Annotated in this window: 7 protein-coding genes and 2 pseudogenes; all 9 read left to right on the top strand. The window is 38.1% G+C overall.

Annotated features, from left to right (window positions below; translation table 11 throughout):
- The first annotated feature begins 375 nt into the window (after nucleotides 1-375).
- The 9 genes and pseudogenes from JCM17102_RS19895 (at nucleotide 376) to JCM17102_RS28590 (ending at nucleotide 12,437) form a co-directional block, all read left to right on the top strand.
- A complete protein-coding gene (locus JCM17102_RS19895; RefSeq protein ID WP_025076430.1) occupies nucleotides 376-966 on the top strand; it encodes a V-type ATP synthase subunit E family protein in 591 nt (196 codons plus the stop codon).
- Between the two features lie 11 nt (nucleotides 967-977).
- Entirely contained in the window at nucleotides 978-1,820 is an 843-nt protein-coding gene (locus JCM17102_RS19890) for a DUF2764 domain-containing protein (RefSeq protein ID WP_025076429.1), read from the top strand.
- Nucleotides 1,821-1,837: 17 nt separating this feature from the next.
- Entirely contained in the window at nucleotides 1,838-3,592 is a 1,755-nt protein-coding gene (locus JCM17102_RS19885) for a V-type ATP synthase subunit A (RefSeq protein ID WP_025076428.1), read from the top strand.
- Between the two features lie 43 nt (nucleotides 3,593-3,635).
- Entirely contained in the window at nucleotides 3,636-4,961 is a 1,326-nt protein-coding gene (locus JCM17102_RS19880) for a V-type ATP synthase subunit B (protein WP_025076427.1), read from the top strand.
- Nucleotides 4,962-4,998: 37 nt separating this feature from the next.
- Entirely contained in the window at nucleotides 4,999-5,604 is a 606-nt protein-coding gene (locus JCM17102_RS19875) for a V-type ATP synthase subunit D (protein ID WP_025076426.1), read from the top strand.
- Nucleotides 5,601-7,418: a V-type ATP synthase subunit I gene (locus tag JCM17102_RS19870; RefSeq protein ID WP_025076425.1), complete on the top strand. Its 1,818-nt coding sequence runs from the start codon at nucleotides 5,601-5,603 to the stop codon at nucleotides 7,416-7,418. The genes JCM17102_RS19875 and JCM17102_RS19870 overlap by 4 nt, the downstream gene beginning before the upstream one ends.
- Before the next feature lie 91 nt (nucleotides 7,419-7,509).
- Nucleotides 7,510-7,971, top strand: coding sequence for a V-type ATP synthase subunit K (locus tag JCM17102_RS19865; RefSeq protein ID WP_005675599.1), 462 nt, complete (start codon nucleotides 7,510-7,512; stop codon nucleotides 7,969-7,971).
- Between the two features lie 201 nt (nucleotides 7,972-8,172).
- Nucleotides 8,173-9,835 (top strand): annotated as a pseudogene (locus tag JCM17102_RS28595) (glycogen/starch synthase).
- 38 nt (nucleotides 9,836-9,873) lie between these two features.
- Nucleotides 9,874-12,437 (top strand): annotated as a pseudogene (locus JCM17102_RS28590) (glycosyltransferase family 1 protein).
- Nucleotides 12,438-12,508: the final 71 nt, after the last annotated feature.

The raw sequence follows: 12,508 nt of genomic DNA, 5'->3' as shown, positions 1-12,508 counted from the left end.
ATGTTTCTAGCACATTTTTAAGTAATATGATAAAGTTCGAAACAAGTATTTGCAATATATTAGAGAGTAGCATTGTAATATAGGTGCTTTTAGTACTTAATATATCCGTTTTATTCTCGTATTTTACTGTTTCAGAATTTATTTTTTTGTTTTCTGCCTTTTGGTTATATTTGTTCTGTTCTTCTAATTAAGGCTAATATTGTCATTTAGTAATCATAATACGAAATAAAAATAGTGTATTTCTATGATTTTTTAAGAAGTGAATCGTTTTCTTTTCATCTTTCTCTTTTTTATCAAATTGATTTTTGTAAATTTGGCGAGAATCTGATAAGGAACATAATTAATATAGTAATAATACTAAATACTCCTGTTTATATGGAAAACAAAATTCAAGAGTTAACCGATAAGATTTATCGTGAAGGCGTGGAAAAAGGAAACGAAGAAGCGCAAAGACTTATCGCGAATGCTCAGGAAGAAGCAAAAAAGATCATTGAGGATGCTCGAAAAGAAGCTGAATCAATTGTAGCCTCCTCTCGTAAATCTGCTGATGAACTGGCAGAGAATACAAAATCAGAGTTAAAATTATTTGCAGGTCAGTCTGTTAATGCACTCAAGTCAGAGATTGCAACTATTGTTACTGACAAGTTAGTAACTGTTTCAGTGAAGGATTTCACACAAAATAAGGATTTTCTGAATGCCTTTATCGTGGCGTTGGCATCCAAATGGAGTGCAGATGAACCGATTGTTATTTCAACTACGGATGCAGACTCTTTGAAGAAGTATTTTGCAATACATGCTAAAGCTTTGTTGGATAAGAGCGTAACGATTCAACAAGTAAATGGTATAAAGACTTTATTTACTGTTTCTCCTGCGGACGGTTCTTATAAAGTGAACTTCGGAGAAGAAGAATTCATGAATTACTTCAAAGCATTCTTGCGTCCTCAATTAGTAGAAATGCTATTTTAAAAGAAGCGACTATGAGTAGTAAATACTATTACTTAGTAGCAGGTTTACCAGAACTTTCATTAGAGGATAGTAAACTGAGTTATACAGTAGCTGATTTTAAAACAGAAATCTATAGTGGATTGTCTACTTCAGATCAAAAATTGATAGACTTATTCTATTTGAAGTTTGATAATGCTAATGTATTGAAACTTTTAAAAGATAAGGAAGCGGAAATAGACACACGAGGAAATTATTCTGCCGCTGAACTTACTGAATATATTTCTACATTGAAAGAGGGAGGAGAAATTAGTCCGAAAGAATTTCCTGCTTATCTTTCTGTCTTCATTCTTGATTATTTGAATACACCTGTAGAAAATACTGTGTTATATGAAGACCATTTAGCCGCTCTGTATTATGAGTATGCGATGAAGTGTGGAAATAAGTTTGTTTCTGCTTGGTTTGAATTCAATTTGAATATCAATAATATTCTTGTCGCTTTTACAGCTCGTAAATTTAAATGGGATATTGCTGATTATATTGTGGGTAATACGGATGTATGTGAAGCTTTGCGTACGTCTAGTGCCCGTGATTTTGGTTTGTCCGGTGAAGTTGATTTTTTGGAATCATTGGTGAAAATCAATGAAATCACAGAATTGGTGGAACGTGAAAAGAAATTGGATGCTTTGCGGTGGAATTGGATGGAAGAAGCTATTTTCTTTGATTATTTCACTATCGAACGTATTTTCGCTTTCTTGCTGAAGTTGGAAATGATAGAGCGTTGGATTGCATTGGATAAAGAGAAGGGAAATCAGTTGTTCCGCAGTATAATTGAATCGTTGAAGAACGAGGTACAGATTCCCGCAGAATTCAGATAATAAATTAAAAAAAATATATGGCAACAAAAGGAACTGTTAGTGGCGTTATTGCCAACATGGTGACCCTCGTCGTTGATGGACCGGTAGCTCAGAATGAGATTTGTTATATCTCTACCGGTGGAGATAAATTGATGGCGGAGGTGATTAAGGTTGTAGGTTCTCATGTATACGTTCAGGTGTTTGAAAGTACGCGTGGATTGAAGGTGGGGGCTGAAGCCGAATTTACAGGACACATGCTCGAAGTGACTTTAGGTCCGGGTATGTTATCTAAAAATTATGATGGTCTGCAAAATGACCTTGACAAGATGGATGGTGTTTTCTTAAAAAGAGGACAGTACACTTATCCATTAGATAAAGAGCGTGTATGGCATTTTGTTCCGATGGTGAATGTCGGTGATAAGGTGCAATCTTCTGCATGGTTAGGTCAGGTAGACGAGAACTTCCAGCCGTTGAAAATTATGGCTCCATTTACCATGGAAGGAACTGCAACGGTGAAGTCAATTGTACCTGAGGGAGATTATAAGATTGAAGATGTCATTGCTATCTTGACGGATGAAGAAGGAAATGATATTTCCGTAACTATGATTCAGAAGTGGCCGGTAAAACGAGCTATGACAAATTATAAAGAGAAACCACGTCCTTTCAAATTATTGGAAACGGGTGTACGTGTAATAGATACTTTAAATCCTATTGTAGAAGGTGGTACGGGATTTATTCCCGGTCCGTTTGGTACAGGTAAAACGGTGCTACAGCATGCTATTTCAAAACAAGCGGAAGCGGATATTGTAATCATTGCAGCTTGTGGTGAACGTGCAAATGAGGTTGTGGAAATCTTTACGGAATTTCCGGAATTGGTAGACCCACATACTGGACGTAAATTGATGGAACGTACTATTATTATTGCAAATACTTCCAATATGCCGGTAGCTGCTCGTGAAGCATCTGTTTATACAGCGATGACTTTAGCTGAATATTACCGTTCTATGGGATTAAAAGTATTGTTAATGGCAGACTCTACTTCTCGTTGGGCTCAGGCTCTGCGTGAGATGTCCAACCGTATGGAAGAGTTGCCCGGACCTGATGCTTTCCCGATGGATATTTCTGCTATCATTTCCAACTTCTATGGTCGTGCCGGTTATGTGAAGCTAGCTAATGATGAAACAGGTTCTATTACATTTATCGGTACAGTATCTCCTGCCGGTGGTAACTTGAAAGAGCCTGTAACTGAGAATACCAAGAAAGTAGCTCGTTGTTTCTATGCCCTTGAACAGGATCGTGCTGATAAGAAGCGTTATCCGGCTGTGAATCCGATTGATTCTTATTCCAAATATATTGAATATCCAGAATTTGAAGAATACATAAAAGATCACATCAATGATGAGTGGATTGGTAAAGTGAACGAACTTAAAACTCGTTTGCAACGTGGTAAGGAAATCGCTGAGCAGATTAATATCTTAGGTGATGACGGTGTGCCTGTGGAATATCATGTCATTTTCTGGAAGTCTGAGTTGATCGATTTCGTAATCCTGCAGCAGGATGCTTTCGATGAGATTGATGCGGTAACTCCGATGGAACGTCAGGAAGCTATTTTGAATATGATAATTGATATTTGTCATACGGAATTTGAGTTTGATAACTTCAATGAAGTTATGGACTTCTTCAAGAAGATGATTAATATCTGTAAGCAGATGAACTACTCGAAGTATCAGTCTGAACAATATGAAGGATTCAAACAACAGTTGAAGGAATTGATTGCTGAAAGAAGTGTTTGATCAGCAATCACAATTCAAAATTTATAATTCATAAATATTAAAGATGGCAACAAAAGCTTTTCAAAAGATATATACCAAAATTACTCAGATTACCAAGGCTACCTGTTCGTTGAAAGCAACAGGAGTGGGGTATGACGAGCTTGCCACTGTGAATGGTAAACTGGCACAGGTGGTAAAGATTGCCGGTGATGATGTCACTTTGCAGGTATTTGAAGGTACGGAAGGTATTCCGACCAATGCGGAAGTGGTATTTCTTGGTAAATCGCCTACATTGAAAGTGAGCGAACAATTGGCTGGACGTTTCTTTAATGCTTTCGGTGATCCGATTGACGGAGGACCGGAAATTGAAGGACAAGAAGTTGAAATCGGCGGTCCGTCAGTAAATCCGGTACGTCGTAAACAGCCTTCGGAGCTTATTGCGACAGGTATTGCAGGTATTGACCTGAATAATACCTTAGTTTCCGGTCAGAAAATCCCATTTTTTGCAGACCCTGACCAGCCTTTCAACCAAGTAATGGCGAATGTAGCATTGCGTGCGGAAACTGATAAAATTATTTTGGGTGGTATGGGTATGACTAATGATGATTACCTATATTTTAAGAATGTGTTCTCTAATGCAGGTGCTCTCGATCGTATCGTGAGTTTTATGAATACCACAGAAAATCCTCCGGTAGAACGTTTGTTAATTCCGGATATGGCACTGACTGCTGCTGAATATTTTGCTGTGAATAATAATGAGAAAGTCCTTGTATTATTGACAGATATGACTAGTTATGCCGATGCGCTAGCAATCGTGTCTAACCGTATGGATCAGATTCCGTCAAAAGACTCTATGCCGGGTTCACTTTATTCGGATTTGGCAAAGATTTACGAGAAAGCAGTACAATTCCCGTCAGGTGGTTCTATCACTATTATTGCGGTAACTACTTTGTCAGGAGGAGATATTACACACGCTGTGCCTGATAATACAGGTTATATTACTGAAGGTCAATTATTCCTTCGTCGTGATAGCGATATTGGTAAAGTAATCGTCGATCCGTTCCGTTCATTGTCTCGTTTGAAACAGTTAGTAACCGGTAAGAAGACACGTAAAGACCATCCACAAGTGATGAATGCTGCCGTACGTTTGTATGCTGATGCTGCTAATGCCAAAACAAAGATGGAAAATGGTTTTGACTTGACGAATTACGACGAACGTACACTTGCTTTTGCGAAAGATTATTCTAACCAGTTGTTGGCTATTGATGTCAATCTTGATACGACAGAAATGCTTGATGTAGCTTGGGGCTTGTTTGGCAAGTATTTCCGTCCGGAAGAAGTAAATATCAAGAAAGAATTGTTAGATCAATATTGGCCCAAAGGTGAATAAAAGAGCGATTAGTAATTAATAATTAGCAATTAATAACGTGGCTATAAAGTTTCAATATAACAAAACCTCTCTTCAGCAGCTCGAAAAGCAACTGAAAGTGCGGGTACGTACACTTCCTATTATTAAGAATAAGGAAAGTGCCCTCCGCATGGAAGTGAAACGCTGTAAAACGGAAGCTGCTGATCTGGAGGATAGGCTCGAACAACAAATTCAAGCCTATGAAGCCATGTTCGCCCTTTGGAATGAATTTGATGCTTCATTGATAAAGGTGAATGATGTTCATCTTGGTGTGAAAAAGATTGCGGGTGTACGTGTACCGTTGCTCGAGAATATAGATTTCGAGATACGTCCGTACAGCTTGTTCAATGCTCCCAAATGGTATGCCGATGGTATCCATTTGTTGAAAGAGCTTGCTCATACAGCTATTGAACGTGAATTTATACTCGCCAAGTTGAATCTATTAGAACATGCAAGGAAAAAGACCACTCAGAAAGTGAATCTTTTTGAGAAGGTACAGATACCGGGTTATCAGGATGCATTGCGAAAGATTAAACGATTTATGGAGGACGAAGAAAACTTATCGAAATCATCGCAAAAGATCATGAAATCCCATCAAGAACAAAGGAAGGAGGTAGAGGCATGATTACAAAAATGAAGAAACTTACGTTCCTGGTCTATCACAAGGAGTATGAACAATTCCTGAATAGTCTGCGTGAACTTGGCGTAGTCCACATTGTGGAAAAACAACAAGGTGCTGCTGATAATACGGAATTGCAAGAAAACATACGACTTTCCAATCGTTTAATGTCTACTTTAAAATTGCTTCAGAATCAGAAACATGCCAAAGATGCAGTTATAGCTAAAGAAGGCGGTACGTCTGCTCGTGGATTGCAAGTGTTGGACGAAGTAGATGCATTACAAATAGAGCATGGAAAATTATCTCAACAGCTGCAAGGCTATGTAAAGGAAATAGACTCATTACAGGCTTGGGGAAACTTTGAGCCTGCAAATGTGCAGAAGTTGAAAGATGCCGGATATGTGATTGGTTTCTATACTTGTTCGGAGGGTAACTATAAAGAAGAATGGGAGACGGAATACAATGCTATGATTGTGAATCGCATTTCTTCAAAGGTATTCTTCGTAACTCTGACCAAAGCTGGGCAAGAGGTGGACCTGGATGTAGAACAGGCAAAACTTCCTGCTTATTCTCTAACGTATCTTAATACGTTGTATAATACTACTGAGCAGGCTATTGAAGAGAATGAAAAGAAATTGGTAGTACTCTCTGAAACAGAAATTCCTTCGTTGAAGAAAGCTCTGCAAGAGATACAAGGGCAGATCGAATTCTCCAAAGTTGTGCTGAATACAGAACAAACAGCTGGTGATAAACTAATGCTAATAGAAGGATGGGCACCTGCTTCCAGCAAGTTGGAAATTGAAGCTTATCTGAATGATGCACATGTTTATTATGAGATTACAGATCCTGTACCGGGAGACAATGTCCCTATTCAGTTGAATAATAAAGGATTCTTCTCTTGGTTCGAACCAATCTGTAAATTGTATATGCTTCCAAAGTATAATGAATTGGACTTGACTCCATTCTTTGCTCCATTCTTTATGATTTTCTTCGGACTTTGTTTGGGAGATTCAGGTTATGGCCTGTTCCTGTTTGTAGGAGCTACGGCATATCGATTGATTGCAAAGAAAATAAGTCCGAATATGAAATCGATTCTGTCATTAATACAGATATTGGCGACTTCAACCTTCTTCTGCGGCTTGCTGACAGGTACTTTCTTTGGAGCTAATATTTATAATCTGGACTGGCCTATTGTGCAACGTTTGAAACATGCCGTATTCATGGATAATAATGATATGTTCCGTTTATCACTGATTTTGGGGGCAATTCAAATTATATTTGGTATGGTATTGAAAGCAGTTAATCAAACAATTCAGTTTGGATTCAAATATGCGATTGCTACAATCGGCTGGATTATCTTGTTGATATCCATGGCTTTTTCAGCTTTATTGCCGAAAATAATGCCGATGGGAAGCACACTGCATTTGATTATACTGGCAATCTGTGGCGTGATGATTTTCCTTTTCAACAGTCCTGGAAAGAATATTTTCCTAAATATCGGATTAGGATTATGGGATTCTTACAACATGGTTACCGGTTTGCTAGGCGATGTATTGTCTTACGTCCGTCTGTTTGCTCTTGGACTGTCCGGAGGTATTCTTGCGGGAGTATTCAATAGTTTGGCAGTAGGCATGAGTCCTGATAATGTAATTGCGGGTCCGATTGTGATGGTGCTAATTTTCGTTATTGGCCATGCAATTAATATCTTTATGAATGTGCTTGGAGCAATGGTTCATCCGATGCGTTTGACATTTGTTGAGTTCTTCAAGAACTCAGGATATGAAGGAGGAGGTAAGGAGTACAAACCCTTTAAAAATTGATAGTTGTTGGTAGTAATTGACTACCTACTACTATAAATATAAAAGAATAAAAAAAGAATTAGAATTAAACAATAAAAAATAGAATAAGATTATGGAAATGAATTTGTTTATTGCCTACATTGGCATCGCGGTTATGGTTGGTTTGTCAGGCATTGGTAGTGCTTACGGAGTAACTATTGCAGGTAATGCAGCTATTGGTGCATTGAAAAAGAACGATAGTGCATTTGGTAACTTCCTTGTATTAACAGCTCTTCCGGGTACACAGGGGCTTTATGGATTTGCCGGTTATTTTATGTTCCAGACTATTTTTGGTATCTTGACTCCTGAAATTACTGCCATTCAGGCATCAGCCGTTTTAGGTGCAGGTATTGCATTAGGATTGGTTGCATTATTCTCAGCAATTCGTCAAGGACAAGTTTGTGCAAACGGTATTGCAGCTATTGGACAAGGGCACAACGTATTTAGTAACACGTTGATTCTTGCTGTATTCCCGGAACTTTATGCAATTGTAGCTTTAGCGGCAACTTTCTTGATTGGTAGTGCTCTTGCATAATTTTCTCTAAGAATATTTTTTAATAAAGAACTTTCAAACCCCTTGTGTATGCAGCTTTGCATTCGCAAGGGGATTGTCTTTTTCATACTTAAACTCTGTTTCTTTCTATCTCTTCACTCATATTTTTCGCTTAAAGTATTATTTTTCAAAGAATAATGCGTACTTTTGCACTCACATACTAAAAAGAGTTTTAATATATATATGGTAAAAGATTTATTAACCCCCGATTATATCTTCGAAGCCAGCTGGGAAGTATGTAATAAAGTGGGAGGGATATATACCGTCTTGTCTACGAGGGCAAATACGTTACAGGAGAAATTTCGTGATAGAATATTTTTTATAGGTCCTGATGTATGGCAAGGTAAAGAGAACCCTCTGTTCATTGAATCAGAAAATCTTTGTGCTGCATGGAAAAAACATGCTCAGGAGAAAGAAGATCTTTCTGTTCGTATAGGACGATGGAATATTCCAGGTGAACCAATTGTCATTCTAGTCGATTTCCAACCTTTTTTTTGAGAAGAAAAATGAAATATACACAGAAATGTGGAATCGTTTTCAAGTAGACTCGTTGCACGCTTATGGTGATTATGACGAAGCCTCTATGTTTTCTTATGCCGCAGGTAGGGTAGTAGAAAGTTTCTATCGCTATAATCTGACTGAAACGGACAAAGTGGTATATCAGGCACATGAGTGGATGACAGGAATGGGAGCACTTTATGTACAGGAAACTGTGCCGGAAATTGGTACTATTTTTACAACCCATGCTACATCTATCGGACGTTCGATAGCAGGTAACAATAAGCCGTTGTATGACTATTTGTTTGCTTATAATGGTGATCAGATGGCTCAGGAACTAAATATGCAATCCAAGCATTCAATTGAAAAGCAGACGGCTCATTATGTGGATTGTTTTACTACAGTTAGCGAGATTACCAATAACGAGTGTAGAGAACTACTTGATAAACCGGCAGATGTTATTCTGATGAATGGTTTTGAAGATAATTTTGTGCCAAAAGGTTCTACATTTACGGGTAAACGCAAACGTGCACGTGCTTTGTTGTTGAATGTAGCCAATAAATTATTGGGTACAGATTTGGATAACGATACGCTAATTGTTGGAACCAGTGGACGATATGAATTCAAAAATAAAGGTATTGATGTATTTTTGGAGTCATTGAACCGTTTAAATCGTGATAAAAATTTGCATAAAAATGTATTGGCATATGTAAATGTTCCAGGTTGGGTGGGAGAACCTCGTGAAGACTTACAAGCTCGTTTGAAGAGTAAGGATCAGTTTGATACTCCTCTAGAAGTTCCTTTCATTACTCATTGGCTGCATAATATGACGCATGATCAGGTATTGGATATGCTGAAATATCTAGGAATGGGTAATCGTCCGGAGGACAAGGTGAAAGTTATTTTCGTACCTTGTTATTTGAATGGCAGGGATGGAATAATGAACAAAGACTATTATGATTTGTTGCTGGGACAGGATATGAGTATTTATGCTTCCTATTATGAACCTTGGGGATATACTCCATTGGAAAGTGTAGCATTCCATGTTCCAACCATTACTACCGATCTAGCAGGATTTGGTCTATGGGTGAATAGCCTGAAAAAACAACATGGCATTAATGATGGAGTAGAGGTACTACATCGCTCAGACTATAATTATTCGGAAGTGGCAGATGGTATTAAAGATACAATCACCCTCTTTGCGAATAAGACAGATAAAGAAGTGAAGGAAATTCGCAAGCGCGCTGCTGAAGTGGCAGAACAGGCTTTGTGGAAGCACTTTATACAATACTATTATGAGGCTTATGACATTGCATTGCGCAATGCTGTGAAGCGTCAGTTCAGTTAAAAAACAATTTATTCATCAATAAGTAAATTAAAAACATTATGAAAATTCAAGTAAGTAATGTGAACACTCCTAACTGGAAAGAGGTTACTGTTAAATCTCGTATCCCTGTAGAGTTGGAGAAGTTATCTGAGATTGCACGTAATATTTGGTGGGCGTGGAACTTTGAGGCGACAGAACTTTTTAGAGATTTAGATCCGGAACTTTGGAAGGAATGTGGACAGAATCCAGTGCTATTGTTAGAGCGTATGAGCTATGAAAAGTTAGAAGCTCTTGCAAAAGACAAAGTGATTCTGAGAAGAATGAATGATGTATATACGAAATTTAGAGACTACATGGATGTGAAGCCGGATGATCAACGTCCGTCTATAGCCTATTTCAGTATGGAATATGGTTTGAGCCATGTATTGAAAATATATTCTGGTGGTCTGGGTGTGTTAGCTGGTGACTATTTAAAAGAAGCTTCTGACAGTAATGTAGATTTATGTGCGGTAGGTTTTCTTTATCGTTACGGATATTTTACACAGACGTTGTCAATGGATGGACAGCAGATTGCAAATTATGAAGCTCAAAATTTCGGGCAACTTCCTATTGATCGTGTATTGGATGCTGAAGGTAAACCATTGGTTGTAGATGTTCCTTATTTAGATTATTACGTTCATGCAAATGTGTGGCGTGTAAATGTAGGACGTATTTCCTTGTATCTGTTGGATACAGATAATGAAATGAATAGCGAGTTTGATCGTCCGATCACTTATCAGTTATATGGTGGTGATTGGGAAAACCGTTTGAAACAGGAAATTCTGTTAGGTATCGGTGGTATTCTGACTCTGAAGGCATTAGGCATTCAAAAAAATATTTATCATTGTAATGAAGGACATGCTGCATTAATTAATGTTCAACGTATCTGTGATTATGTAGCTACTGGATTAACTTATGATCAAGCTATTGAATTGGTGCGTGCATCATCGCTCTATACAGTTCATACTCCGGTTCCGGCTGGTCATGATTACTTTGACGAAGGTTTATTCGGTAAGTACATGGGTGGATATCCTGCAAAATGGGCATCAGTTGGGATGATTTGATGGATCTTGGCCGTAATAATCCAGGTGACAAAGGCGAACGCTTTTGCATGTCTGTATTTGCTTGTAATACTTCTCAGGAAGTAAATGGTGTAAGTTGGTTACATGGCAAAGTTTCTCAGGAGATGTTCTCTTCTATCTGGAAAGGTTATTTCCCTGAAGAAAATCATGTTGGGTATGTAACTAATGGTGTTCACTTCCCGACTTGGAGTGCAACAGAATGGAAACAATTGTATTTTAAATATTTTAATGAGAGCTTTTGGTACGATCAATCCAATCCGAAGATTTGGGAAGCAATCTACAATGTGCCCGATGAAGAGATTTGGAAGACTCGTATGACAATGAAGAATAAATTGGTAGATTTCATTCGTAAGTCATTCCGTGATACTTGGTTGAAGAACCAGGGAGATCCTTCACGCATCGTTTCATTAATGGATAAAATTAATCCGAATGCATTGTTGATTGGTTTCGGACGTCGTTTTGCCACTTACAAACGTGCACATTTGCTATTTACTGATTTGGAACGTCTCTCTAAGATCGTAAATAATCCTGATTATCCGGTACAATTCCTGTTTACAGGAAAAGCTCACCCACACGATGGAGCAGGACAAGGATTGATCAAACGTATTATTGAGATATCTCGTCGCTCGGAATTCTTAGGTAAGATTATCTTCCTTGAAAATTACGATATGCAGTTGGCTCGTCGTCTGGTTTCGGGTGTAGATATTTGGTTGAATACTCCGACACGTCCTTTAGAGGCATCTGGTACATCTGGTGAAAAAGCATTGATGAATGGTGTTGTGAATTTCTCTGTGTTAGACGGATGGTGGTTGGAAGGCTATCGCGAAGGTGCTGGTTGGGCATTGACCGAAAAACGTACTTACCAGAACCAAGAACATCAGGATCAGCTGGATGCTGCTACCATTTATAGTATTCTCGAAACTGAGATTCTACCGTTATATTATGCTCGTAATAAGAAAGGATATTCTGAAGGTTGGATCAAAGTTGTGAAAAACTCTATCGCTCAGATAGCTCCTCATTATACAATGAAACGTCAGTTGGATGATTATTTCAATAAGTTCTATTGCAAACAGGCTAAACGTTTCCAAGCTTTGGCTGCCAATAACAATGCAAAGGCAAAAGAAATTGCAGCATGGAAAGAAGAAGTTGTTGCGAAGTGGGATTCTATTGAGATTGTTTCTTGTGACAAAGTAGAGGAACTTGAGATAGGTGATATTGAAAGTGGAAAGGAATATACTATTACTTTCGTAATTGATGAAAAAGGTTTGAATGACGCAGTAGGACTAGAATTAGTTACTACTTATACAACAGCGGACGGAAAACAACATATTTACTCGGTAGAACCATTTAGTGTAATTAAGAAAGACGGTGATTTATATACATTCCAAGCTAAACATAGCTTGTCAAATGCGGGTAGCTTTAAGGTTTCTTACCGTATGTTCCCGAAGAATCCGGATCTTCCACATCGTCAAGATTTCTGTTACGTGCGTTGGTTTGTTTAATTATTTGATGAAAGGTAAGGAAGCATGTTTTCCCCATGACTTTCCTATATAAAATTAGCCCCTGCAATTCT

The sequence above is a fragment of the Bacteroides faecichinchillae JCM 17102 genome (assembly GCF_000614145.1).
Classification (GTDB): domain Bacteria; phylum Bacteroidota; class Bacteroidia; order Bacteroidales; family Bacteroidaceae; genus Bacteroides; species Bacteroides faecichinchillae.
The sequence above is the reverse complement of the archived record's forward strand: the minus strand, read 5'-3'. Positions and strand labels throughout refer to the sequence as shown.

Coding starts and splice junctions, on each gene's coding strand:
- JCM17102_RS19890 (WP_025076429.1), top strand. CDS start 978: ATGAGTAGTAAATACTATTACTTAGTAGCAGGTTTACCAGAACTTTCA.
- JCM17102_RS19880 (WP_025076427.1), top strand. CDS start 3,636: ATGGCAACAAAAGCTTTTCAAAAGATATATACCAAAATTACTCAGATT.
- JCM17102_RS19885 (WP_025076428.1), top strand. CDS start 1,838: ATGGCAACAAAAGGAACTGTTAGTGGCGTTATTGCCAACATGGTGACC.
- JCM17102_RS19870 (WP_025076425.1), top strand. CDS start 5,601: ATGATTACAAAAATGAAGAAACTTACGTTCCTGGTCTATCACAAGGAG.
- JCM17102_RS19895 (WP_025076430.1), top strand. CDS start 376: ATGGAAAACAAAATTCAAGAGTTAACCGATAAGATTTATCGTGAAGGC.
- JCM17102_RS19865 (WP_005675599.1), top strand. CDS start 7,510: ATGGAAATGAATTTGTTTATTGCCTACATTGGCATCGCGGTTATGGTT.